Source organism: Vibrio rhodolitus (assembly GCF_003350325.1).
In the GTDB taxonomy this organism is placed as follows: domain Bacteria; phylum Pseudomonadota; class Gammaproteobacteria; order Enterobacterales; family Vibrionaceae; genus Vibrio; species Vibrio rhodolitus.
On sequence record NZ_QLYZ01000019.1, the window covers coordinates 13,305 to 37,504 of the forward strand.

General features: G+C 46.4%; 22 protein-coding genes and 2 tRNA genes. 20 read left to right on the plus strand and 4 right to left on the minus strand.

What is annotated here, in order from left to right; genetic code table 11:
* Positions 1-97 precede the first annotated feature (97 nt).
* The 8 genes from secG (at position 98) to truB (ending at position 6,988) form a co-directional block, all read left to right on the plus strand.
* Complete coding sequence (secG, locus tag DPF93_RS16230; protein ID WP_075649439.1) at positions 98-436, plus strand: preprotein translocase subunit SecG; 339 nt, start codon at positions 98-100, stop codon at positions 434-436.
* Between the two features lie 11 nt (positions 437-447).
* A tRNA-Leu gene (locus DPF93_RS16235) sits at positions 448-531 on the plus strand.
* 56 nt (positions 532-587) lie between these two features.
* Positions 588-664, plus strand: a tRNA-Met gene (locus DPF93_RS16240).
* Between the two features lie 209 nt (positions 665-873).
* Positions 874-1,329 carry a ribosome maturation factor RimP gene (rimP, locus tag DPF93_RS16245; protein WP_114767167.1) on the plus strand — a complete coding sequence of 152 codons (456 nt, stop codon included), beginning with the start codon at positions 874-876 and terminating at the stop codon, positions 1,327-1,329.
* A 35-nt stretch (positions 1,330-1,364) separates the two neighbouring features.
* Positions 1,365-2,852, plus strand: coding sequence for a transcription termination factor NusA (gene nusA / locus DPF93_RS16250; RefSeq protein WP_114767168.1), 1,488 nt, complete (start codon positions 1,365-1,367; stop codon positions 2,850-2,852).
* Between the two features lie 23 nt (positions 2,853-2,875).
* Complete coding sequence (gene infB / locus DPF93_RS16255) at positions 2,876-5,551, plus strand: translation initiation factor IF-2 (RefSeq protein WP_114767169.1); 2,676 nt, start codon at positions 2,876-2,878, stop codon at positions 5,549-5,551.
* 97 nt (positions 5,552-5,648) lie between these two features.
* Entirely contained in the window at positions 5,649-6,044 is a 396-nt protein-coding gene (gene rbfA / locus DPF93_RS16260) for a 30S ribosome-binding factor RbfA (RefSeq protein ID WP_075649319.1), read from the plus strand.
* Entirely contained in the window at positions 6,044-6,988 is a 945-nt protein-coding gene (gene truB, locus DPF93_RS16265; protein ID WP_114767170.1) for a tRNA pseudouridine(55) synthase TruB, read from the plus strand. Before rbfA ends, truB begins: the two co-directional genes overlap by 1 nt.
* 71 nt (positions 6,989-7,059) lie before the next feature.
* Here truB and tolC read toward each other — a convergent pair whose 3' ends face one another.
* Entirely contained in the window at positions 7,060-8,382 is a 1,323-nt protein-coding gene (gene tolC / locus DPF93_RS16270) for an outer membrane channel protein TolC (protein WP_114767171.1), read from the minus strand.
* A 233-nt stretch (positions 8,383-8,615) separates the two neighbouring features.
* Here tolC and nudF point away from each other — a divergent pair, with 233 nt between their 5' ends.
* The 6 genes from nudF to parC all read left to right on the plus strand — a co-directional run bounded on the left by nudF (position 8,616) and on the right by parC (position 15,579).
* Entirely contained in the window at positions 8,616-9,242 is a 627-nt protein-coding gene (gene nudF / locus DPF93_RS16275) for an ADP-ribose diphosphatase (RefSeq protein WP_114767172.1), read from the plus strand.
* Positions 9,233-9,673 (plus strand): DUF1249 family protein, encoded by a 441-nt coding sequence (locus tag DPF93_RS16280; protein WP_114767173.1) that lies wholly within the window; start codon positions 9,233-9,235, stop codon positions 9,671-9,673. The genes nudF and DPF93_RS16280 overlap by 10 nt, the downstream gene beginning before the upstream one ends.
* Positions 9,674-9,682: 9 nt before the next feature.
* Positions 9,683-10,504, plus strand: a complete 822-nt coding sequence (gene cpdA / locus DPF93_RS16285; RefSeq protein ID WP_114767174.1) for a 3',5'-cyclic-AMP phosphodiesterase — start codon at positions 9,683-9,685, stop codon at positions 10,502-10,504.
* A 73-nt stretch (positions 10,505-10,577) separates the two neighbouring features.
* Entirely contained in the window at positions 10,578-11,159 is a 582-nt protein-coding gene (yqiA, locus tag DPF93_RS16290; RefSeq protein WP_114767175.1) for an esterase YqiA, read from the plus strand.
* A gap of 256 nt (positions 11,160-11,415) precedes the next feature.
* Complete coding sequence (parE, locus tag DPF93_RS16295) at positions 11,416-13,296, plus strand: DNA topoisomerase IV subunit B (RefSeq protein ID WP_114767176.1); 1,881 nt, start codon at positions 11,416-11,418, stop codon at positions 13,294-13,296.
* A gap of 3 nt (positions 13,297-13,299) precedes the next feature.
* Complete coding sequence (gene parC / locus DPF93_RS16300; RefSeq protein WP_114767177.1) at positions 13,300-15,579, plus strand: DNA topoisomerase IV subunit A; 2,280 nt, start codon at positions 13,300-13,302, stop codon at positions 15,577-15,579.
* A 101-nt stretch (positions 15,580-15,680) separates the two neighbouring features.
* On the opposite strand, the gene degS is transcribed toward parC, so the two are convergent.
* The 3 genes from degS to zapG all read right to left on the minus strand — a co-directional run bounded on the left by degS (position 15,681) and on the right by zapG (position 18,854).
* Positions 15,681-16,745 (minus strand): outer membrane-stress sensor serine endopeptidase DegS, encoded by a 1,065-nt coding sequence (gene degS, locus DPF93_RS16305; protein WP_114767178.1) that lies wholly within the window; start codon positions 16,743-16,745, stop codon positions 15,681-15,683.
* 111 nt (positions 16,746-16,856) lie between these two features.
* Positions 16,857-18,224, minus strand: a complete 1,368-nt coding sequence (locus DPF93_RS16310; RefSeq protein ID WP_114767179.1) for a DegQ family serine endoprotease — start codon at positions 18,222-18,224, stop codon at positions 16,857-16,859.
* 183 nt (positions 18,225-18,407) lie between these two features.
* Positions 18,408-18,854, minus strand: coding sequence for a Z-ring associated protein ZapG (zapG, locus tag DPF93_RS16315; RefSeq protein ID WP_114767180.1), 447 nt, complete (start codon positions 18,852-18,854; stop codon positions 18,408-18,410).
* Positions 18,855-19,045: 191 nt separating this feature from the next.
* On the opposite strand from zapG, the gene zapE reads away from it, so the two are divergent.
* From zapE to DPF93_RS16345, 6 genes are all read left to right on the plus strand, one after another.
* Positions 19,046-20,149, plus strand: a complete 1,104-nt coding sequence (gene zapE, locus DPF93_RS16320; RefSeq protein WP_114767181.1) for a cell division protein ZapE — start codon at positions 19,046-19,048, stop codon at positions 20,147-20,149.
* 246 nt (positions 20,150-20,395) lie between these two features.
* On the plus strand, positions 20,396-20,824 hold the full coding sequence (rplM, locus tag DPF93_RS16325; protein ID WP_114767182.1) for a 50S ribosomal protein L13: 429 nt from the start codon (positions 20,396-20,398) through the stop codon (positions 20,822-20,824).
* A 15-nt stretch (positions 20,825-20,839) separates the two neighbouring features.
* Positions 20,840-21,232: a 30S ribosomal protein S9 gene (gene rpsI, locus DPF93_RS16330; RefSeq protein ID WP_038866232.1), complete on the plus strand. Its 393-nt coding sequence runs from the start codon at positions 20,840-20,842 to the stop codon at positions 21,230-21,232.
* Between the two features lie 322 nt (positions 21,233-21,554).
* The gene (petA, locus tag DPF93_RS16335; protein ID WP_114767183.1) at positions 21,555-22,148 is read left to right on the plus strand and encodes a ubiquinol-cytochrome c reductase iron-sulfur subunit; all 594 of its coding nucleotides are present in this window, start codon (positions 21,555-21,557) and stop codon (positions 22,146-22,148) included.
* Positions 22,148-23,413 carry a cytochrome b gene (locus tag DPF93_RS16340; RefSeq protein WP_114767184.1) on the plus strand — a complete coding sequence of 422 codons (1,266 nt, stop codon included), beginning with the start codon at positions 22,148-22,150 and terminating at the stop codon, positions 23,411-23,413. The genes petA and DPF93_RS16340 overlap by 1 nt, the downstream gene beginning before the upstream one ends.
* Positions 23,410-24,147: a cytochrome c1 gene (locus tag DPF93_RS16345; RefSeq protein ID WP_114767185.1), complete on the plus strand. Its 738-nt coding sequence runs from the start codon at positions 23,410-23,412 to the stop codon at positions 24,145-24,147. The genes DPF93_RS16340 and DPF93_RS16345 overlap by 4 nt, the downstream gene beginning before the upstream one ends.
* The last annotated feature ends 53 nt before the right edge of the window (positions 24,148-24,200 follow it).

Below are 24,200 nucleotides of genomic sequence, written 5' to 3' on the forward strand. Positions count from 1 at the left end.
CTAGTATTGCTCCGCCTTCATTAAGGAGGTCGCTAGCCTTGTTCTGGAGTAAACTAGAGCGGCGCTGGCCTAACAATTTGGAACATAGGTGGACAACATGTTTTCAGTTCTACTTGTGATTTACCTGTTGGCAGCGGTTGGTGTAATCGGCCTCGTGTTGATTCAACAAGGTAAAGGCGCAGATATGGGAGCCTCATTCGGTGCAGGCGCATCAAACACAGTGTTTGGCGCAAGCGGCTCAGGTAATTTCCTAACTCGAATGACTGCAATTTTTGCAACAGTATTTTTTGTTATCAGCCTAGTACTAGGTAACATGTCAACTCATAAAACTGAGTCTCAGTGGGTTGACCCGACTCAAGGTCAAGTTATCGAACAAACAGCTGATGATGTAGCGAGTGATGTTCCAGCCCCTGTAGGCGAGGAAATCCCGCAATAAGCGATTACGCTGCCGAGATGGTGAAATTGGTAGACACGCTAGCATGAGGTGCTAGTGCCTTAGGTGTGAGGGTTCGAGTCCCTCTCTCGGCACCATTGATTTACAAACTTGTAAAACCTTTGTTTGAGCGTATAATGCTCAACAAGTCGGACGCGGGGTGGAGCAGCTTGGTAGCTCGTCGGGCTCATAACCCGAAGGTCGTCGGTTCAAATCCGGCCCCCGCAACCAATCCTCTGGATTAGGTCAAGTTTGCGCAGAACGCTTTGCTTTCGTTTTGCGAGTTAAACAGCTACTGTTTAACACATCAGGGTCCAGCAATAAAAAACCCCGACTATATCGGGGTTTTTTATTATCTAAATTTTTGTAACAAGAATTTAGATCTTGCTTGGAATTTAAATTGGGCTCTATGCCCTTTTTTTGTTTCTGGAGTGGTTCAAATGACTGGTTTAGAAAGACAACTGACTGAAATGCTTGAAGCGCCGGTAGAGGCGATTGGCTATGAGCTAGTTGGATTAGAATTTATTCGTGCAGGTGAGCACTCAACACTACGTATCTATATTGACCACGAAAATGGTATCAATGTTGACGCGTGTGCAGAAGTTAGCCATCAAGTAAGCGCTGTACTCGATGTAGAAGATCCTATTTCAGTGGCTTATAACCTTGAGGTTTCTTCACCAGGTCTAGAAAGACCACTATTTAAAGCTGCGCACTATGAGCAATTTATTGGTCATGAAGTGAGCATCGTTTTGAAGATGGCTGTAGGTAACCGTCGTAAGTGGAAAGGTATTATTCACTCTATTGATGGTGAAACCGTCTCTGTTACTGTTGAAGGTAACGAAGAGCAGTTTGCGTTAAGCAACATTTCCAAAGCTAACCTGATCCCTAAATTTTAGGTCCCTAAAAATTAAAAGCTTAGAGGCTATATAAAATGAGTAAAGAAATTTTAGCGGTAGCAGAGGCAGTATCGAACGAGAAAGCGGTACCTCGCGAGCGTATTTTCGAAGCACTAGAAATCGCTCTAGCTACTTCTACTAAGAAAAAGCGTGAAATCGAAATCGATGTACGCGTTGCTATCGACCGTAAAACCGGTGAGTTCGAAACTTTCCGTCGCTGGTTAGTCGTTGAAGAAGTTGAGTTCCCAACTAAAGAGATCTCTCTAGAAGCTGCTCGTTTCGACGACGAAACAGTACAGCTAGGCGACTACGTTGAAGACGAAATCGAATCAGTAACGTTTGACCGTATTACTACTCAAACTGCGAAACAAGTTATCGTACAAAAAGTACGTGAAGCTGAGCGCGCACAGATCGTTGAACAGTTCATCGATAACGAAGGCGAGCTAGTAACTGGCGTAGTTAAGAAAGTAAACCGTGAAACTATCGTACTAGACCTAGGCAACAACGCAGAAGCGGTAATCCTACGTGATGACCAACTTCCTCGTGAAAACTTCCGTCCAGGCGACCGTGTACGTGGTCTTCTATACAAAGTTGCTCCAGAAGCGCGTGGTTTCCAACTATTTGTAACTCGTTCTAAGCCAGAAATGCTTCAAGAACTGTTCCGCGTAGAAGTGCCAGAAATCGCAGAAGAGATCATCGAACTTAAAGGTGCTGCTCGCGATCCAGGTTCACGTGCGAAAATCGCAGTGAAAACTAACGACAAGCGTATCGACCCTGTTGGCGCGTGTGTAGGTATGCGTGGTGCACGTGTACAAGCAGTATCTGGCGAGCTTGGTGGTGAGCGTATCGATATCGTGCTTTGGGATGATAACCCAGCGCAATTTGTTATCAACGCAATGGCGCCAGCTGACGTTGCATCAATCATCGTTGATGAAGATGCGCACGCGATGGACATCGCAGTTGAAGCTGATAACCTAGCACAAGCGATTGGTCGTAACGGTCAAAACGTTCGTCTAGCATCTCAACTAACAGGTTGGGAACTAAACGTAATGACAGTAGAAGATCTTCAGAAGAAACACGCTGAAGAATCACAAGCGTCTATCGAAAACTTCATGAAGTACCTAGACATCGAAGAAGACTTCGCTCAACTGCTTGTTGAAGAAGGTTTCTCTACTCTAGAAGAAGTGGCTTACGTACCAGTAAGCGAGCTACTAGAAGTTGACGGTCTAAATGAAGAACTGATCGAAGAGCTACGTAACCGTGCGAAAGAAGCACTGACAACGCTTGCTCTTGCTCAAGAAGAATCTTTTGAAGGTCTAGAGCCTGCTGAAGATCTATTGGGTCTAGAAGGTCTAGAACGTGAAATGGCATTCAAACTGGCTGCGAAAGGTGTAGCAACACTTGAAGACCTAGCAGACCAAGGTATCGATGATCTAGAAGGTATCGAAGGATTAACAGAAGAGCGTGCTGGTGAGCTAATCATGGCTGCACGTAACATTTGTTGGTTCGGAGACGAAGAATAATAATTCAGCAAGGAGGAAGCGGAATGACACAACTAACAGTAAAAACTCTGAGTGAAGAGATTGGTACGCCAGTTGACCGCTTAATTGAACAACTTGCTGACGCTGGTATTAAAAAATCTAGCAGCGATGCGATTTCAGAAGGCGAGAAGCAACAGCTTCTCAGCCATCTTAAAAAAGAACACGGCGATACGTCGGGTGACTCAGCGCCTACACGCCTTACATTACAACGTAAGACTCGTAGCACACTGAGTGTCAACGCTGGTGGCGGCAAGAGTAAAGATGTTCAAGTTGAAGTGCGCAAGAAACGTACCTACGTGAAGCGCAGTGCAATTGAAGATCAAGCTAAACGTGAAGCTGAAGAAGCAGCTAAGCGTGAAGCAGAAGAAGCGGCTAAACGCGAAGCTGAAGAAGCGGCTAAGCGTGAAGCTGAAGACAAAGCGAAACGCGAAGCTGAAGAAAAAGCTAAGCGTGAAGCGGATGCACAGCGTAAAGCAGAAGCAGAGAAAGCGAATGCTGAACGCAGTGCTGAAGACAAAATTAAGCAAGAAGCAGCGCGAAAAGAGGCCGACGAGCTTAAGCGTCGTCAGGAAGAAGAAGCCAAGCGTAAGGCTGAAGAGGAAAGTCAGCGCAAGCTTGAAGAAGCTCGCGAAATGGCTGAAAAGAACCAAGAGCGTTGGTCTGCTGCAGAAGAGAAAAAGGGTGATATGGAAAATACAGATTACCATGTAACGACTTCACGTTACGCACGTGAAGCCGAAGATGAAGCAGATCGTAAAGTAGAAGGCGCAAGTCGTCGTCGTAAACAGAAGAAAATGTCTTCTAAGACTGATGATCAAGAGCGCGGCGGTCGCAATGCACGTGGTGGCAAAGGCGGTCGTCAAAAAGGTAAGTTGGCTAAGCCATCTTCAATGCAACAAGCTTTCGATAAGACAGCAGCGGTAGCAAAAGCTGACGTTGTGATTGGTGAGACGATCGTACTGTCTGAGCTTGCAAACAAGATGTCTGTAAAAGCAACTGAAGTTATCAAAGTGATGATGAAGATGGGCGCTATGGCGACTATCAACCAAGTGATCGACCAAGAAACTGCACAGCTTGTTGCAGAAGAAATGGGTCACAAGGTAATTCTTCGCAAAGAAAACGAACTTGAAGAAGCGGTACTAAGCGATCGTGATAGCAACGCTGAAGCTGTGCCACGTGCACCAGTTGTGACTATCATGGGTCACGTTGACCACGGTAAAACGTCAACACTTGACTACATCCGTCGTACTCACGTTGCTTCAGGCGAAGCTGGCGGTATCACACAGCACATCGGTGCATACCACGTTGAAACTGAGAACGGTATGATTACCTTCCTTGATACTCCTGGACACGCAGCGTTTACTGCAATGCGTGCTCGTGGTGCTCAAGCGACAGATATCGTTGTTCTAGTAGTTGCTGCAGACGATGGTGTAATGCCACAAACTGTAGAAGCGATTCAACACGCGAAAGCTGCGGGCGTACCGCTGATCGTTGCTGTGAACAAGATCGATAAAGAAGACGCGAACCCAGATAACGTTAAAAACGAGCTAGCTCAATACGACGTTATTCCTGAGGAGTGGGGCGGTGAGAACATGTTCGTTCACATCTCTGCGAAACAGGGTACAAACATCGATGGTCTTCTAGAAGCAATCCTTCTTCAATCAGAAGTTCTAGAGCTGACAGCTGTTGCTGAAGGCATGGCGTCTGGTGTTGTTGTTGAATCTCGTCTAGACAAAGGTCGTGGTCCTGTTGCAACTGTACTTGTTCAATCAGGTACACTACGCAAAGGCGACATCGTACTATGTGGTCAAGAATACGGCCGTGTACGTGCAATGCGTGATGAACTAGGTCAAGAGATCAACGAAGCTGGTCCTTCTATCCCTGTAGAGATCCTAGGTCTTTCAGGTGTACCTTCATCAGGTGACGAAGCGACTGTAGTACGTGATGAGCGTAAAGCGCGTGAAGTTGCTAACTACCGTGCTGGTAAGTTCCGTGAAGTGAAACTTGCTCGTCAGCAGAAATCTAAACTAGAGAACATGTTCGCGAACATGGCTGCTGGTGAAGTTGCTGAACTGAACGTAGTACTGAAAGCTGACGTACAAGGTTCTGTAGAAGCAATCGCTGACTCACTACTGAAACTATCGACTGACGAAGTTAAAGTTAACATCGTAGGTTCTGGTGTTGGTGGTATCACTGAAACTGACGCAGTACTAGCTGAAGCTTCAAACGCAATCATCCTTGGCTTTAACGTACGTGCTGACGCTTCTGCGCGCCGTGCAATTGAAGCAGCAAGTGTTGATCTACGTTACTACTCAATCATTTACCAGCTAATCGACGAAGTTAAACAAGCGATGGGCGGTATGCTTGCTCCAGAATTCAAGCAAGAGATCATTGGTCTTGCTGAAGTACGTGACGTATTTAAGTCACCGAAACTGGGCGCAATCGCTGGCTGTATGGTAACTGAAGGTGTGATCAAGCGTAATGCTCCTATCCGTGTTCTACGTGATAACGTAGTAATCTACGAAGGTGAGCTTGAGTCACTACGTCGCTTTAAAGACGACGTTGCTGAAGTTAAGAATGGCTACGAGTGTGGTATCGGCGTTAAGAACTACAATGACGTTCGCGCAGGTGACCAAATCGAAGTATTCGAAACAGTGGAAATCAAACGTACACTGGATTAATTGACTAAAATTGCCTTAGGGCAGTGATTGGTTGTTGAATACGCCATGGGGGGCTGGGTTAACCATCCCCCCATTCTTTCTATATAAGAGAAGAATTATGTCAAAAGAATTTAGCCGCACGCAGCGCGTAGCACAGCAGCTGCAAAAAGAACTCGCAATGATCCTTCAACGCGAAGTTCGTGATTCTCGTCTAGGTATGGTAACCATCTCAGACGTAGAAGTATCTCGTGACCTTGCTTACGCGAAAGTATTTGTTACTTTCCTATGCGTGGGTGAGCAAACGCCTGAATCATGTCTTGCTGCACTGCGCGAGCATGAAGTTCACATCCGCATGATGCTAGGTAAGCGTATTCGTCTACGTCTTACTCCTGAAATCCGTTTCCACTACGACAATACCCTAGTGGAAGGTATGCGCATGTCTAACCTTGTGACTGAAGTTGTAAGTAACGACAAGCAAAAGCAAAAAGATGCAGGTCGTGAGGACGAAGAGTAATGGCTCGTCGTCGCAAAGGTCGTCCTATTGATGGCGTGATCCTACTGGATAAGCCAACCGGTATTTCATCAAACGATGCGCTACAAAAAGTAAAGCGTATCTACTTTGCAGAAAAAGCGGGTCATACTGGCGCTCTAGATCCTTTAGCAACTGGCATGCTGCCAATTTGCCTAGGTGAAGCGACCAAGTTCTCTCAGTTCCTACTGGACTCAGATAAACGCTACCGCGTGATTGCAAAACTAGGTGAGCGCACGGATACGTCAGACTCTGATGGTGAAGTGGTTGAAACTCGCCCAGTCGACGTGGATCTGGCTAAGCTAGAAGCGTGCATCGACAAGTTCCGTGGTGAATCTGATCAAGTCCCATCAATGTTCTCAGCGCTTAAGTACCAAGGTAAGCCTTTGTACGAATACGCACGTAAAGGCATTGAAGTACCGCGTGAATCGCGCAAGATCACCGTCTACGAAATCGTACTGCATCGCTTTGAAGGCGATGAAGTTGAGATGGAAGTACACTGCTCGAAAGGCACTTACATCCGTACTATCGTTGATGATCTTGGTGAGATGCTGGGCTGCGGTGCTCACGTGACTATGCTGCGCCGTACCGGTGTTGCGAAGTACCCATACGAACGTATGGTAACGCTAGAGCAGTTGAATGAATTGCTTGAGCAAGCACACCGTGAAGAGGTTGCGCCGCGCGATTTACTTGATCCGCTGCTGCTACCGATGGATACCGCAGTCGAAGACCTACCAGAAGTGAACATGAATGCCGAGTTAACTGATTTGGTTCAACATGGTATGCCAGTACAAGTGGCGGGTTCTCCTGCAGAAGGTACGGTTCGTATGACCAGTGGTGAAGAAAAGCTCTTTATCGGTGTTGCGCAAATTGATGACAATGGTCGCGTCGCTCCGAAACGCTTAGTTGTGTTCCGCGAGCAAGAGTAATCATTGCCTCAAACGCAAGACGAAAAAAAACCTGCTCATTGAGCAGGTTTTTTTATATCTAAAACAGCGAGTTACTTCGCGGCTTTTAGACCAGCGTTGATATCAAGGATATCTTGTTCGCTTAGTGTACCTACCGCTTGGCGTAGGCTTAGCACACTTAAGATGTAGTTGTAACGAGCGTTAGATAGGCTCTTATTCGCATCGTATAGGCGACGAGTTGCGTCTAGCACGTCAACGATAGTACGTGTACCTACATCAAAACCAGCTTCAGTTGCCTCAAGTGCTGATTCAGCAGAAATCACCGTCTGTTCAAATGCGCGTAGCGCACCGATAGAAGCGCTGATATCGTTATTTGATGCGCGAACGTCTTTAACTACGCTACGGTAAGTTTTTTCTAAATCTTGGCTGGCTGCAACATAAGCGAATTCAGCTTGTTTGGTTGCTGAGGTAACCGCACCACCGGTATACAGAGGGACGTCAAGCTGTAAGCCTAAAGCTAGTGTGTCTGTTTCTGCATTATGGCTAGGCAAACCGTCGGTATCGCTATCCATATCTGATAGGGAATAACCGCCAGTAAGGTTTAGCGTTGGTAAATGACCAGAGCTAGCATTTGAGATGTTGTCTTTAGCGATATCTTGAGAAATACGTGCCGATAATAGGCTTAGGTTCTTTTGTTGTGCTTCAGACAACAAAGCATCGATAGTTTGAGCTGTTTTGCTGGCAGAGAAACGCTTAGTATCAAGAACATCTAGGTTTGCGTGTTCTTGACCTGTAATTTCGCGTAGACCTTCGTAGCTGTTAACTAGATCGTTCTCTGCTAAAACTTCATCTGCTAGTACTGCATCGTATTGAGCTTGTGCATCATGCACATCAGTAATCGCTGATAAACCCACTTCAAAACGCTGTTTAGTTTGCTCTAACTGACGACCAACTGCGGCTTTTTCTGCGCGAACAAAAACCAAATTATCTTGGGCACGTAGTACGTCGAAGTATGCTTGAGATACACGTAAGATAAGTCCTTGTTGGCTTGCTGCATAAGCTGCATCTGCCTGGCGAGCCGTTTTCTCAGCAGTATCAAGCGTGATCCAACTTGAGCGATTGTAAAGCTCTTGGGTAAAGTTTATACCAGCTCTCCAACCATCAGAATCAGTCTTGATGTTATTGTTTTCAGTACGACTAATGTCGTAACCAGCTGAAAGAGCTATTTTTGGTAGTAAGCTTGCGCGAGAAGAGTTGATCGCTTCAAATGCTCGATCTCGAGTAGCGGCTGCACTCAAAAGTGTTGGATCATTCTCTTTAGCTTGGTTGTAAATATCTGCCAGAGTATCAGCCCAAGCAGAAGTACTAAGGCCACCTAGCGCTGCACTGATAAATAATGGAAGCAGTTTTTTCATGGGTTCGATTCCTGCTAGATAAAATTATGGGTTTAGCTGTACAAGAGTTTAACTCAAATTGACGCTAATTCATTCTAAACTTTGCATTCTTTTACACATAATTGTCCGGCTGTGCAATAAAAAGCTGAGAAATTTAAATTTTAATAGAAGATTTGTACAAAAAGTTGAGCTGCGTCGATAGCACAACTCTAACTCTATAAGTAAACTATATGGTTCATTACCAGAGGTGCCAAATGCAACAGTCGAATAATGATTCACCACAGTTTTCCACACATGATGTCGAAATAGTCTCAAAAGAGACCTTGTTCCAAGGTTTTTTTCGGATGGTGAAGTACCGTTTTAAACATAGACTGTTTAATGGTGGTTGGAGTGACGTGATCGAGCGAGAAATGTTCGAGCGTGGACACGCCGCCGCGTTACTGCCGTATGATCCTATAACCGATCGCGTGGTACTTGTTGAGCAAATTCGAGTTGGCGCGCTAGAACATGCGCAGCCTTGGCAGTTGGAAATTGTCGCGGGCATTATCGATACCAACGAGAGCGCCGAAGAGGTTGCACGCCGCGAAGCAATTGAAGAAGCGGGCATTACGATTGGCAAATTGGCAAAGGTTACCTCTTATTACCCATCTTCAGGGGGCTGTTCTGAACGACTGGATGTTTTCGTCGGTGAAGTGGATGCTTCAACCGCACATGGCGTTCATGGTTTAGACTATGAAGGTGAAGATATTCGTGTTCACGTGGTGAGCCGCGAACAAGCCTACCAATGGGTAGAGAATGGAAGATTTGAAAATGGGGCGTCAATCATTGCATTGCAGTGGTTACAGCTTAATTACCAACGTTTAAGAAAAGAATGGCAATAGCAGCAAACAGAAAACCGTATCACGTTGATTTGGCTGAACTGATGCGAGTGTATGAGACTAACTACGCCAAATTGAACGCTTTGTTGCCAACGCAACCAAGTGTCGGTGATGTGCGCTGTTATCAAGCTGCCAGTATGTCGTACCAAATACAAGTGGGCGAAGTCACAAAGTACACAACTTTGGTCGATATTTGTCAAAGCGATGACGTTCCAATATTTCCATTGCCGAAAATGTCTGTCAGGCTTTATCACGATGCTCGAGTAGCAGAAGTGTGTAGCAGTGAATACTTAAATCGAGTAAAAGCTCGATACGATTATCCGAATGACAAAATGGTTCAAAAAGACGAAAAAGCACAATTGAACCGTTTTCTAGGTGACTGGCTGTCGTTTTGTTTACGACATGGAATCAGCCGCACACCGCTGAATATTTAGGTTTTAACTTTGAAAGTAACGTCGAACACCACAGTGAAAGACACAATTAAGCTACTACAAATTACCGATACTCATCTGTTTGAAGCGGAAGATGGCAGCCTGCTCAGCGTTTGTACTAATGATAGTTTTAACGCTGTGGTTGATGCTGTACAGCAAGAAGCGTTTGAATTTGAAGCTATTCTAGCGACTGGTGACATCTCTCAGGATCATACTGACGTCTCCTATCAACGCTTCGCCGACGGGATCAAACCGCTACAAAAACCATGTTATTGGTTACCGGGCAATCACGATTACAAACCAAGTATGAGTACGATACTGCCGTCTGAGCAAATCGTTCAGGTCGAGCATGAGTTGCTTGGCAAGCATTGGCAAATGATCTTGCTCGATTCGCAAGTCGAGGGCGTGCCGCATGGTCGCCTTAGCCAACAGCAGTTAGACCTACTTGAGACAAAACTCGCGGAGTACCCTGAGCGCCATTCATTAGTCTTGCTCCACCACCATTCATTATTGGTAGGCAGTGCGTGGCTAGATCAGCATACGCTTAAAGACGCTGAGCAGTTTTGGCAAGTTGTTGAGCGTCACAGCAACGTCCGCGCGATCCTCTGCGGTCACGTACATCAAGATATGCACAAAGTGCATCATGGCGCCTCGGTGATTGCCACGCCATCAACTTGTGTTCAGTTTAAACCGAACAGCGATGATTTTGCCTTAGATACCTGTTCTCCTGGTTGGCGTGAACTGGAACTGCATGCCGATGGTAGTTTTGATACCCGAGTGAAACGCTTAGAAGAAGGCTTATTTTCCCCAAACTTTGACTCCAACGGTTACTAATCCGTTGGGGGTTGCCCCAATTTTGTATCACAATGATTTGCGTTGACGATACCAATAGTCAGAGAGTACCCCTATGAAACCCTCTTTATTGTTGTATATTCACGGATTCAACAGCTCTCCGTTGTCGCATAAAGCTAATGTGATGAAAGAGTACTGTGCTCAGCATCGCACTGATATCAAAGTCGTGGTACCGCAATTACCTTGTTTTCCTGAGCAAGCAGCGCAGTGTTTATTGGACATGGTTGAGCAGTATCGCAATGATTATCAGATCGGCTTGGTTGGGAGCTCATTAGGCGGCTATATGTCGACTTGGCTCAACAGTCAGTTTGGCTTTAAAGCGGTGGTCGTCAACCCTGCAGTTAAGCCCTATGAACTCTTGCTTGATTATTTGGGCGAACAAGAAAACCCGTATACCCACGAGCGCTATATACTAGAGCCTCATCATATTGATGAGTTGAAAGCCCTCGATGTGGCAGAATTAAGCAACCCGAGTGACTTTTGGTTGTTGCAGCAAACCGAAGATGAAGTGCTTGATTATCGCCAAGCGGTAGAGAAGTTCGCGCAGTCGAAACAGACGGTAGAACCAGGTGGTGATCATAGCTTTGTTGACTTTGAAAGATACCCGCAACAGATTATCGAGTTTTTAGCTCTATAATTTGTCTGATGAATTTTCCCTTAGTGACTTGTTCAAAAAATTGCCATTCATTGAGGGAAGAGTCATAAATTTACTCGTTACTTACGTATCTCGCTTGACATGAACAGGTCTCTTCCAGACTATGTTCACCCTATACTATTGCAGTTTAAATGCGCTGAAGTATTCAGCAATTGTCGCTAGTTATTGCGACATCGTTGGTGTTTAACCGCCGCCCTGCAAAGTAACCAATTCAATTTCCATAACGAATTTCCGTATTATGACTGAACAATATAATGCTGGAGCCATTGAGGTTCTTAATGGCTTGGAGCCAGTACGTCGCCGACCAGGGATGTATACGGATACAGCGCGCCCAAACCACTTGGGTCAAGAAGTCATCGACAACAGTGTCGATGAAGCGCTTGCCGGACATGCCTCTAAGGTACAAGTGATTCTGCATGCAGACCAGTCTCTAGAAGTCATCGATGATGGCCGTGGTATGCCTGTTGATATCCACCCTGAAGAAAAAGTTTCAGGCGTAGAACTTATCCTTTGTAAACTTCACGCTGGTGGTAAGTTCTCTAATAAGAACTACCAATTCTCAGGTGGTCTACACGGGGTAGGTATCTCGGTAGTAAACGCACTGTCAAAGCGTGTTGAAGTTACGGTAAGACGTGATGGTCAAGTTTACGAAATCGCGTTTGAGCACGGTGATAAAGTATCAGACCTAACGGTAACCGGTACTTGTGGTCGTCGTAATCGCGGTACCAGCGTACATTTCTGGCCAGATGCTAAGTACTTTGACTCAGCGAATTTCTCGGTAACCCGTTTGGTTAACAACCTACGTGCTAAAGCGGTACTGTGTCCGGGGCTAGAGATCACCTTCACTGATAAAGTGAACGGAAACGACTATCAGTGGTACTACGAAGATGGTCTTAAAGACTATCTTGCTGAAGGGGTAAAAGGTTACACCCTGCTGCCTGAAGAGCCATTTACAGGCGAATTCTCGGCGGAAACCGAAGCGGCTAACTGGGCGGTAATTTGGCAGCCAGAAGGCGGCGAAATGATCACCGAGAGTTATGTAAACCTGATCCCGACAGCCCAAGGTGGTACCCACGTTAACGGTCTGCGCCAAGGCTTGTTGGATGCAATGCGAGAGTTCTGTGAATTCCGCAACTTGCTACCACGTGGCGTGAAGTTGACTGGTGATGACGTCTTTGACCGCTGTTCATACGTACTGTCAGTCAAGATGCAAGATCCGCAATTTGCCGGTCAAACCAAAGAGCGTCTTTCTTCGCGCCAAACCGCTGCGTTTGTCTCGGGTGTGGTTAAAGATGTCTTTAGCTTATGGCTAAATGAGAAACCGCAGTTGGCTGAACAACTGGCAGAAGTGTGTATTGCTAATGCCCATCGTCGTATGCGCGCCAGCAAAAAAGTGGTACGTAAGAAAGTGGCTTCAGGCCCTGCGTTGCCAGGCAAGCTAACAGACTGTTCAGTACAAGACTTAAATCGCACCGAAATCTTCTTTGTGGAAGGGGACTCGGCGGGCGGTTCGGCGAAGCAAGCGCGCGATCGTGAGTTCCAAGCGGTGATGCCACTGCGCGGTAAGATCCTCAATACTTGGGAAGTCTCTGCCGATCAGGTACTCGCTTCACAAGAAGTGCACGATATCTCAGTTGCTTTGGGTATCGACCCAGACAGCGACAACCTAGAGAGCCTACGTTACGGTAAAATCTGTATCCTAGCCGATGCGGACTCGGACGGTCTACATATCGCTACGCTACTGTGTGCGCTGTTTACTCGTCACTTCCGAGCTCTAGTTGAAGCTGGTCATATCTATGTAGCGATGCCACCTCTATATCGTATCGATTGCGGTAAAGAAGTCTTCTATGCCCTTGATGACGATGAGAAAGAAGGCGTGTTGGAGCGTCTATCGAAGAAGAAAGCCAAGATCAACGTACAGCGATTCAAAGGTCTAGGTGAGATGAACCCACTGCAATTGCGTGAAACGACCATGGATCCTAACACTCGTCGCTTGGTTCAGCTGACTATCGATGATAGTGACGCGACCATGGAGATGATGGATATGCTGCTTGGTAAGAAGCGTGCAGATGATCGTCGCGCATGGCTTCAAAACAACGGCGATATGGCAGAGGTTTAACGGATGTCTACAGAAATCACTTATGATGGCGTTGAACAGTTGCCGATGCGCAAGTTCACTGAAGACGCTTATCTAAACTACTCGATGTACGTAATCATGGACCGTGCGTTGCCATACATTGGCGACGGCTTAAAACCGGTTCAACGTCGTATTATCTACGCGATGTCGGAGCTTGGTCTTTCGGCATCAGCAAAATACAAAAAGTCAGCACGTACCGTTGGTGACGTGCTGGGTAAATACCACCCGCACGGTGACTCTGCTTGTTATGAAGCAATGGTATTGATGGCTCAGCCGTTCTCTTACCGCTATCCACTGGTAGATGGTCAAGGTAACTGGGGTGCGCCAGATGATCCGAAATCATTCGCGGCAATGCGTTATACCGAAGCTAAACTGTCTAAGTTTGCCGAAGTACTGCTAGGTGAGTTGGGTCAAGGCACGGTGGAGTGGCAACCAAACTTTGATGGCACAATGAAAGAGCCGCAAATGTTGCCAGCACGTCTGCCGCATATCCTGCTTAACGGCGTAACGGGTATCGCAGTTGGTATGGCGACTGACATTCCACCTCATAACGTACGTGAAGTGGCAGAAGCAACAATTCACATGATCGACAACCCGAAAGCGGAGTTGGCGGATGTGATGCAATTTGTGAAAGGTCCGGATTACCCAACAGAAGCGGAAATCACTTCGCCTCAAGCGGAAATCGAAAAAATTTACCGCACAGGTCGCGGCAGCATCAAGATGCGTGCAGTGTGGCACAAAGAGGGCTCTGATATTGTTATCACCGCTCTGCCACACCAAACGTCAGGTGCAAAACTGCTTGAGCAGATCGCCAACCAGATGCGTGCGAAGAAACTGCCAATGGTAGAAGACTTACGCGATGAATCGGATCACGAGAACCCAACCCGTATCGTTGTGGTGCCGCGTTCAAACCGTGTTGATTGCGATCAGTTGATGAACCACCTGTTTGCTTCGACCGATTTGGAAAAGAGCTTCCGTGTTAACTTGAACATGATCGGTTTAAACGATCGTCCACAAGTTAAAGGTCTTGTGCAAATTCTGTCTGAGTGGATTGAGTTCCGCCGTTCGACTGTGACGCGTCGTCTGCAATACCGTCTAGATAAAGTGCTAGCACGTCTGCACATCTTAGAAGGTTTGTTGGTTGCTTATCTCAACCTAGACGAAGTGATTGAAATCATCCGTACCGAAGATGATCCAAAAGCTGTGCTGATGGCGCGCTTTGGCATCACGGATATTCAAGCTGACGCGATTCTTGATACCAAACTTCGTCATCTTGCCAAACTGGAAGAGATGAAGATCCGTGGCGAACAAGACGAGCTAGAGAAAGAGCGTGAGAAGCTAGAACAGCTACTTGGTTCTGAGCGCCGTCTGAACACGCTGCTGAAAAAAGAGATCAAAGCGGACGCCGAGAAATACGGTGACGATCGTCGTTCTCCGCTGGTGGAACGTGCGGAAGCGAAAGCACTGACAGAGCGTGATTTGGTACCAAGTGAACCAATTACCGTTGTATTGTCAGAAAAAGGCTGGATCCGTCATGCGAAAGGGCACGACGTTGATGCCGAAGGCTTGAGTTACAAGTCGGGTGACCAATACCTCGCCCATGCTCGCGGTAAGAGCAATCAACAAGCGGTATTCTTGGGCAGTGATGGTCGTAGTTACTCGCTTGAGTCACACTCACTACCATCGGCACGTAGTCAGGGTGAGCCGATCACTGGTCGCTTAAATGTTGCGGCTGGCACTTCAGTTCGCCAAGTGATCATGGGTGAAGAGGCTCAATTGTGGCTGATTGGCTCTGACGCTGGTTATGGCTTTGTGTGTAAAGGTAGCGAACTGTTGTCGAAAAACCGCAGTGGTAAAGCGCTGGTGACTCTGCCGCAAAACTCGCAAGTTATGACGCCGCAAACCATCAGTGATTTGGACAGTGATGAAATCTTAGCCATTACTAACCAAGGTCGTATGTTGCTATTCCCAATTAAGGAACTGCCACAACTTGGTAAAGGTAAGGGCAACAAGATCATCAATATTCCGGCAGCGAAAGCGAAAGAGCGTGAAGAAATTGTCTCGCATCTGATTTCAATTCCAAAAGATTGCTCAATTACCTTGTATGCAGGTAAACGCAAGTTAGGCTTGAAACCGTCAGATCTTGAAAACTTCCGTGGCGAGCGTGGTCGTCGTGGTGCTCTGTTGCCTCGTGGCTTACAGCGTGTTACGCGCATAGAGATTGACTCTGGCGATGAGCCGAGTGAAGAAAGCGCGAGCGAATAAGTATAAAAAAACCAGCCTTAGGCTGGTTTTTTTATCTGTTTAATGAGCTGAAGAAAGGTGACTTTTTACGCTCGTGGTCATCCAAGAAGCTATTTGCGAAACTATTCGCGCGTATCTTCTGCGACGGTAACCGGAATGGTGAGCTCTTCACCTTTTCTCAGCACTAAAATATCTACCGTGGTTCCAGGGCGCAGTTCGGTGACAATCTCCATCACGCTTTGTCGACCGTTAATTTTTTGCCCATCAATTTTCAAGATAATATCTTGCGCCTGAAAACCTGCTTCAGCAGCAGGACCATTAGGATCAACTCCGAGTACAATAATGCCACCAAGGTGCTCATTGCCAAGTAGGCGCGCGGCGACCGAAGTAATATCTTGCCCATCAACCCCGATATAGCCACGGATCACACGACCGTCGGCGATGATTTTGTTCATGATCAGGTTAGCCAACGAGTATGGGATAGCAAAAGAGATCCCATAGGTTTCTAAGTCGGTGGCTTGCTGGAATGAGGCGGTGTTAATGCCCACTAGCTCTCCGCGAGTATTGACCAAAGCGCCACCAGAGTTACCTTCATTAATTGCCGCATCGGTTTGGATAAACGCCTGACGTCCACCGGCACTGATAGAAGAGCGGCCAGTAGCTGAGATAATACCAAAGGTCGTGGTTTGCCCAAGGTTGTATGGGTTACCGATCGCCAGTACTACATCGCCCACTTTGGCTTTGTAATCAGGGTTTAGTGGGATCACTGGGAGGTTGCTGCCTTCAATGCGCAGCACGGCAATGTCGGTACGACGATCTTTACCCACTAATTGCGCGGCGGCGACGCGTCCATCTTGCAATGCAACGATGATTTGGTCGGCTTGCGCGACAACGTGGTAGTTAGTGATGATATAGCCTTTTTCACTGACAATAACTCCAGACCCCAGTCCTTGAGTGAGCAGTTTCGAGCGATCTTCTTCGGTGTATTTGCGGCTATAGATGTTGACTACCGCAGGGGCAGCTTTGCGCACCGCATCATTGAAAGAGAGCTGCAGTGAAGTGATATCACTGATTGGCTGCGTGATATTTTCAGGGAGTACCTTGGTGCGTAGTGATGGAACCGCTACCAACAGCAGTGCTGCTGTTGCGAGACCAAGTCCCACTGAACGCAAAAGAAAACCGAGCATACCTTCCCCAAATTAATCACAGATAGAACAAAATCAGAAGGATAGCATTATATAAAAAAGACAGCGAATTTCTCCGCTGTCCTTGTTAATTAATAGCGTGCTTTGTCAAATTTAACGCACAACGAGGTAGATGGTGCGGTCAGCACGTTGAATATTTAGTGCCAGAACCCCTTTGTGTTTTTCGACAATCGCACGGAACTCAGCAAGATTCTTCACTCGCTGGCGGTTGACGCCGATGATGATGTCATCTTTTTGTAACTGATAACCTTCTGCCGGTGAGCCTTTTGCCACTGAAGTGACCTTGACCCCTTGGACTTTGTCGCTGGCATTGGTGTTGGTGAGCTCTGCACCTGCTAGACCTTCATGCAATTTGTCTGCGGTGGTTTTAACGTTGGTTTGTTCACCAAGAACCACATCAAAGCTCTTTTCTTTACCGTCACGCAAGATGCCAAGTTCGACCTCTTTGCCTGCGCCTAACGTGCCGATCTTGGCGCGTAATTCATGGAAGGTACTGATTGCCTTACCGTTAACTGAGACGATGATATCACCCGCTTTTAAGCCTGCTTTTTCAGCTGCGCTGTCAGGCATCACTTGGCTAACAAACGCACCTTTGCTCGACTCATAGCCAAGTGCTTCGGCAAGTTCAGAAGTGACTTCACCGCCTTGAACCCCGAGCATGCCGCGTTTCACTTCACCAAACTCTAGGATTTGCTCGGTCAGGTTCTTCATCATATTTGATGGAATAGCAAAGCCGATACCGACGTTGCCACCGTTGGGACCAAGAATCGCGGTATTAATACCGATGAGTTCACCATTAAGGTTAACCAGAGCACCGCCAGAGTTACCGCTGTTAATTGCTGCGTCAGTCTGGATAAAGTTCTCGAAGTTTTCGATATTCAGCCCGCTACGACCTAGCGCTGAGACGATGCCTGAGGTCACGGTTTGACCTAGACCAAATGGGTTACCGATAGCGACACTAAAATCGCCAACGCGCAGTTGATCAGAGTCGGCAAGTTCAATTTGAGTCAGATTCTTGGCTTCTTCTAGTTTGAGCAAGGCGATGTCAGACATTTCATCACCACCAATAAGCTCTGCATCGTACTCGCGTCCGTCATGCAGCTTAACGCGAATTTTCTCAGCGCCTTTGATGACGTGGAAGTTGGTAACGATATAGCCTTTTTTCGCATCGACAATCACCCCAGAGCCTAAGCCTCTAAATGGGCGCTCTTGCAATTGCTCAGCAGGAAAGTCCGGACCGAAGAAAAAGCGGAACTGTTCTGGAATTTGCTGGCGCGAGACTTGTGTGCCTTCGACATCAATGCTGACTACCGCTGGGGTGACTTTTTCTAGCATTGGCGCCAGGCTTGGAAGTTGTTCGCCGTTTACCGCAAGTGGAAGTGCGGCAGTGGCGGGTAAAGATGTGATGATAGAACTTAAGCTTAGCGATAGGGCGGTTAAGACAAGCAAAGGTTTTTTCATCGAATAACTCCTATAACGTAATGACCGATTAAGAGCCAACTCGCGGTGTGCGATGGTTGGCTCCTCAGCGTTCTACTTATTTGCATAATTATTTACGTAACAAATAGCAGAACAATAGTTACTTATGGGAGATATGACTCGAAAAAAATCACTTAGTTCACAGAATAATGAAGATATTCTCTGTTAAGACGCTTTTTTCTCAGTGCTCTGCTCAGGTGAGTCTAAGTACTCTTTTTTCTCTTCACGTAGTAGACCAGTTGCGCCGTTAGCGTAATCTTTTGGTGCATCTTCTAGTGATTCGTCGTTACTGTTTTGCGCGCTATTTTGCTGCGCCACTTTTTGAGCAAATGGGTTGTCTTGCTCAGGCATGTTTGGCAGTAGTTCAGATGAGGTCTTCGCCATATGTTGGTATAGCTTAGTGTACTCTTTGCCTAATGAATCGAGCATTTCTGCTGTCTGCGCAAAGTGATCAGTGAGTTCTTGTTTTTGTTGCTCAAGCTCGAACTTCGCGGTTTCTAAATCTTTGTAGAGGTTTTTCTGTTTCTTGTAATTAGGTGCGGTTAGACGAGAAATAATGAATCCAATCACTGCGCCAACCAGCAAACCAGCAAGGGCATAAATCCAAGGCATAATTGCTCCTTATTATTTTGTTTTACATGTTGTTTACCGAGTGGTTACACATGCTCATGTCACATGGTACTATGAGAAATTAAACCAATAAAGAAAAATGCGTGTGACCCTATCCAGCGAAACTGCGCAAAAATTAGTATAGAGCAGAGTGAGTGGATATCTAGGCGCTGCAGTGAATCAAAGGTCTAGCCATGACGCCATTACAAAGATACAAATCTGATATTGAATTGCACAGCTTTCAACAAGACAGTGCTCAGCTTCAAGCCGTTCAAGCCCTCGATAATCTTTACCATCAGTTTATTGATTACCAGCAGACGCCGGTAGCATCTCAACCTAAATGGAAGAGCTGGTTTGGTAAAAAAGAGCTGCAACCGCAAGCGCCTCAAGGACTTTATTTTTGGGGCGGTGTAGGGCGCGGAAAAACCTATTTAATGGATACCTTTTATGATGCGCTCCCGAGCGACAAAAAAATGCGCGTCCATTTTCACCGCTTTATGCTGCGAGTTCATGATGAGCTAAATAGCTTAGGCGATACCAGCGACCCGCTGAATGTGGTGGCGGACAAATTTAAACAGCAAGCGGATATCATCTGTTTCGATGAGTTTTTTGTCTCGGATATTACCGACGCAATGATACTAGGCACCTTATTTCAAGCTCTGTTTGAACGAGGCGTCATTCTGGTTGCCACATCTAATATCCCTCCGCATGATCTCTATCGTAATGGCTTACAACGGGCGCGCTTTTTACCTGCGATCGCGCTAATTGAGCAGAATTGCCTGATCATGAATGTCGATAGTGGCATCGATTATCGCTTGAGGACCTTAGAGCAAGCGGAGATTTATCATTATCCCATTGATCAGGTGGCACACGACAACATGCAGCGTTATTACTCGCAATTGGTTGGTGAGGGTAAGAGCAGTAGTAGTGAAATTGAGATCAACCATCGTCAAATTGCGGTAGAAAAAGCCGCTGATGGCGTATTGCACGCAACTTTTGCCCAGCTTTGCCAAACCGCACGCAGTCAAAATGATTACATTGAGTTGTCGCGTATCTATCACACAGTGTTGCTTTCTGAGGTAGCGCAAATGGATCACAGTATCGATGATGCGGCACGCCGCTTTATTGCATTGGTGGATGAGTTTTACGAGCGCAACGTCAAGCTAATCATCTCTGCGGAAGTCGAATTAGCAGCGCTTTATACTAAAGGTCAGCTTGAGTTTGAATTTAAGCGTTGTATATCGCGTTTAACAGAGATGCAGAGCCATGATTACTTAGCGCTAGAGCATTTGGCCTAAGTAAACAATTTTTTCGCGATTAAGGTAAAAAGTGAGATCTTTCTTAAAAAAAAGAGATGATTTTTTCAGCTCACTTCAATATAATCCTGCGACCCACCGTTACTGCAGACCTGATATCGAAGTTATTTCGGAATTTGGTCGAGAGTGCCAACCGCTCGAAGGGGTGATGACTGGGCTCTTAGACAGTGTGGGAGTACATGGGTACTCCTGTAAAGTTTAAACTTAATTTAACGGGTTATTATTAGCATGAAAACTTTCGTTGCTAAACCAGAAACTGTAAAACGCGACTGGTACGTTGTAGACGCTGAAGGTAAAACTCTTGGCCGTCTAGCAAGTGAAATTGCATCTCGCCTACGTGGCAAACACAAAGCTGAATACACTCCACACTGTGACGCTGGTGACTACATCATCGTTATCAATGCGGAAAAAGTTGCTGTAACTGGTAACAAAGCTAAAGACAAAGTGTACTACCGTCACTCTGAGTTCCCTGGTGGTCTTAAATCAATCACTTTTGAAAAGCTGATCGATCGTAAGCCAGAAATGGTTCTTGAACTAGCGGTTAAAGGTATGCTACCACGTGGTCCTCTAGGCCGTGCTATGTACCGTAAGCTAAAAGTTTACGCTGGCGCTGAGCACAACCATGCTGCTCAACAACCACAAGTACTAGACATCTAATCGGGGATTTCGAAAATGGCAGAGAATCAATACTACGGCACTGGCCGTCGCAAAAGCTCAGCTGCACGTGTTTTCATCAAACCAGGCAGCGGCAACATCGTAATCAACAAGCGTAGCCTTGATGAGTACTTCGGTCGTCCAACTTCTCGCATGGTTGTTAAACAACCTCTTGAGCTAGTTGAACTAACTGAGAAACTAGACCTATACGTTACTGTTAAAGGTGGCGGTATTTCTGGTCAAGCTGGTGCGATCCGTCACGGTATCACACGTGCTCTAATGGAATACGATGAGTCTTTCCGTCCTGCTCTACGTGCAGCTGGTTACGTTACTCGTGACGCTCGTTGCGTTGAACGTAAGAAAGTTGGTCTACGTAAAGCACGTCGTCGTCCACAGTTCTCTAAGCGTTAATCTTTTTACAAAGATTCGCTTCCAGTTTTACTGGATGTGGCTTCAAAAGCCTGGCTTTATGCCAGGCTTTTTGTTTTTCTGCGTAAAGTAAATCCTTTCCCCATCTCATCTTCAAAAATCCTCTCCACATCAATGTTCTGCTTTTGTGACGACTTTAGCGTTTGTATTCATAAATGTTGCAAAAAAGTAGCTTTACCTTGTCAAAAAGTAGGGTTTTAATTATCATTTGCGCTCAAATAAATACAACAAAACTCAATTTGTTAGCCATGCTCTTGGTAAGGAATAACAATAATCCATAAGGAGCAAATGGGAGAATGTTTGGATGAGCAATGCGCCTTTAAATAACGGTCGCAGACGCTTTCTGACTGCTACAACTGCGGTTGTGGGTGGTTTGGGAGCAGCAGCGGTTGCCGTGCCTTTTATTAAATCTTGGAACCCAAGTGAAAAAGCGAAAGCAGCAGGTGCCCCAGTTGAAGTTGATATCAGCAAGCTGGAAGAGGGGCAAATGGTGCGTGTGGAGTGGCGAGGTAAACCTGTATGGGTGGTTCGTCGTGCACAGACTGTAGTCGACACACTAAAAGATCTTGATAGCCAACTCAGTGACCCAGCATCTGGCGTTGAGCAGCAACCTGTTTACGCACAGAACGCCTACCGTTCAATTAAACCGGAATACTTCGTTGCCGTAGGTATTTGTACTCACCTTGGCTGTTCTCCAACCTATTTGCCTGACAGTTTCAATGAGCAGGTTCAAGGTGTGAAATCGGGCTTCTTCTGCCCATGTCACGGTTCAAAATTCGATATGGCTGGACGCGTATTTGCAGGCGTACCGGCACCATATAACTTGGTTGTGCCTAAGCATATGTACTTAAGCGATACCAAGATCATGATCGGTGTTGATGAAGAAGGGGAGGCATAATGCAAGCTCTACTGGATTGGGTAGAAAAACGCTTACCCGCAATGAATGCGTACAAGAAGCACCTTTCTGAATATCCAATGCCAAAGAACTTTAACTTTTGGTATTTATTCGGCTCACTCGCGATGTTGGTGCTTGTTAACCAGATCCTGACCGGGATTTGGCTAACCATGAGCTACGTGCCTTCTGGTGAGGGCGCATTTGCTTCGATTGAATACATCATGCGTGATGTGGAATACGGTTGGTTGCTGCGTTACATGCACTCAACTGGCGCATCAGCATTCTTCGTTGTTGTTTACCTGCACATGTTCCGTGGTTTGATCTACGGCTCATACCAGAAACCACGTGAGCTACTGTGGGTATTTGGTATGTTGATCTTCCTTGTGTTGATGGCTGAAGCCTTCATGGGCTACCTACTACCATGGGGACAAATGTCTTACTGGGGTGCTCAGGTAATCATTTCGCTATTTGGCGCGATTCCGGTTATCGGTGATGACCTAACACTTTGGATTCGTGGTGACTACGTTATTTCAGGCGCAACGCTAAACCGTTTCTTTGCCCTACACGTAATCGCTCTACCAATCGTTCTACTACTGCTTATTGTGCTGCACGTATTGGCGCTGCACGAAGTGGGTTCAAACAACCCTGATGGTATCGAGACCAAACTGCCAAAAGGCACGATGGGCGAAGATTACCAAACTCAGTTCAAGTTCCACGATTACTACGCGAAGAAGTACGACATTATCGATTCTATCCCGTTCCATCCTTACGGCACGGTAAAAGACTTGGTGGGTGTCGCAGGCTTCCTGTTCTTGTTCTGTTACGTACTGTTCTTTAACCCAGAGATGGGCGGTTACTTCCTTGAGCCACCTAACTTTGAAGCGGCTAACCCGCTGAAAACACCTGAGCATATCGCTCCTGTTTGGTATTTTACGCCGTTCTACGCAATTCTACGTGCGGTTCCAGACAAGCTGATTGGTGTTATTGCAATGGGCGCGTCAATTGCGGTGCTGTTTATCTTGCCTTGGCTTGACCGTTGTAAAGTTCGCTCTTACCGCTACCGCAGTAAGTTCCACTTGTTCAATATCATCCAGTTCACCATTAGTTTCATCGCGCTGGGTGTCTTAGGTGCACTCCCAGCAACAGATTTGTATACCTTACTGGCTAGAATCTTCAGCTTAGGTTACTTCATGTTCTTCGTTCTACTGTTCTTCTACAGCAAAAACGAAGCGACGAAACCATTACCAGAGAGGGTGACATTCAAATGAAAAAGTGGATTTTAGTTTTGTTTGCTATGTTGCCATCATTGGCGATGGCAGCGGGCGCAAACGTACCTTTAGACAAAGCAAACAACGATCTGACTGACCAAGCATCACTGCAAAATGGCGCTAAGCTATTTATGAACTACTGTTTTGCTTGTCACTCAACCCAGTATCAGCGTTACGAGCGTGTTGCGCGTGACATTGGTATCCCAGTTGATTTGATGAAAGATAACCTGATGTTTGATCCGAATGCTAAAGTCGGTGATCTGATGGAAAACGCGATGCCAGAGAAGCAAGCGGCTAAATGGTTTGGTGGCCCTGCGCCAGATTTAACCTTAGTGGCTCGTGTTCGTGGTACGGATTGGCTATACACTTACTTGCGCTCATTCTATGAGGATCCTTCGCGTCCATTCGGCGTGAACAATGTGGTCTTCCCAAGTGTGGGTATGCCACATGTGCTGGAAGAGCTACAAGGTATTCCTACACCAATTATGGGCACGAAAGTGGTTGATGGTGAAGAGGTACAAGTTGTGGTTGGTATCGAGACAGATGGTTCAGGTGAGCTAAACTCAGAAGAGTACGATGATGCTGTTCGTGATTTGGTTAACTTCCTTGAGTATTCTGGCGACCCAGTGAAACTTGAACGTCACACCTTAGGTTGGTGGGTAATGGGCTTCTTAGTCATCTTCACTATCGTGGTGGTGCTGCTCAAGAAAGAGTATTGGCGTGATGTGCATTAATTGTGCTATCATGTCGTGCTAATTACCATATTTGACTGTTTACAATGGAGGCT

Bases quoted from the DNA above. Each gene is read 5' to 3' on its own strand.
- tolC (WP_114767171.1), bottom strand. From the start codon at position 8,382: ATGAAAAAACTGCTTCCATTATTTATCAGTGCAGCGCTAGGTGGCCTT.
- truB (WP_114767170.1), top strand. From the start codon at position 6,044: ATGGCTCGTCGTCGCAAAGGTCGTCCTATTGATGGCGTGATCCTACTG.
- DPF93_RS16345 (WP_114767185.1), top strand. From the start codon at position 23,410: ATGAAAAAGTGGATTTTAGTTTTGTTTGCTATGTTGCCATCATTGGCG.
- nudF (WP_114767172.1), top strand. From the start codon at position 8,616: ATGCAACAGTCGAATAATGATTCACCACAGTTTTCCACACATGATGTC.
- rimP (WP_114767167.1), top strand. From the start codon at position 874: ATGACTGGTTTAGAAAGACAACTGACTGAAATGCTTGAAGCGCCGGTA.
- zapE (WP_114767181.1), top strand. From the start codon at position 19,046: ATGACGCCATTACAAAGATACAAATCTGATATTGAATTGCACAGCTTT.
- nusA (WP_114767168.1), top strand. From the start codon at position 1,365: ATGAGTAAAGAAATTTTAGCGGTAGCAGAGGCAGTATCGAACGAGAAA.
- rbfA (WP_075649319.1), top strand. From the start codon at position 5,649: ATGTCAAAAGAATTTAGCCGCACGCAGCGCGTAGCACAGCAGCTGCAA.
- parE (WP_114767176.1), top strand. From the start codon at position 11,416: ATGACTGAACAATATAATGCTGGAGCCATTGAGGTTCTTAATGGCTTG.
- degS (WP_114767178.1), bottom strand. From the start codon at position 16,745: ATGCTCGGTTTTCTTTTGCGTTCAGTGGGACTTGGTCTCGCAACAGCA.
- DPF93_RS16340 (WP_114767184.1), top strand. From the start codon at position 22,148: ATGCAAGCTCTACTGGATTGGGTAGAAAAACGCTTACCCGCAATGAAT.
- DPF93_RS16310 (WP_114767179.1), bottom strand. From the start codon at position 18,224: ATGAAAAAACCTTTGCTTGTCTTAACCGCCCTATCGCTAAGCTTAAGT.
- rpsI (WP_038866232.1), top strand. From the start codon at position 20,840: ATGGCAGAGAATCAATACTACGGCACTGGCCGTCGCAAAAGCTCAGCT.
- yqiA (WP_114767175.1), top strand. From the start codon at position 10,578: ATGAAACCCTCTTTATTGTTGTATATTCACGGATTCAACAGCTCTCCG.
- petA (WP_114767183.1), top strand. From the start codon at position 21,555: ATGAGCAATGCGCCTTTAAATAACGGTCGCAGACGCTTTCTGACTGCT.
- zapG (WP_114767180.1), bottom strand. From the start codon at position 18,854: ATGCCTTGGATTTATGCCCTTGCTGGTTTGCTGGTTGGCGCAGTGATT.
- parC (WP_114767177.1), top strand. From the start codon at position 13,300: ATGTCTACAGAAATCACTTATGATGGCGTTGAACAGTTGCCGATGCGC.
- infB (WP_114767169.1), top strand. From the start codon at position 2,876: ATGACACAACTAACAGTAAAAACTCTGAGTGAAGAGATTGGTACGCCA.
- rplM (WP_114767182.1), top strand. From the start codon at position 20,396: ATGAAAACTTTCGTTGCTAAACCAGAAACTGTAAAACGCGACTGGTAC.
- DPF93_RS16280 (WP_114767173.1), top strand. From the start codon at position 9,233: ATGGCAATAGCAGCAAACAGAAAACCGTATCACGTTGATTTGGCTGAA.
- secG (WP_075649439.1), top strand. From the start codon at position 98: ATGTTTTCAGTTCTACTTGTGATTTACCTGTTGGCAGCGGTTGGTGTA.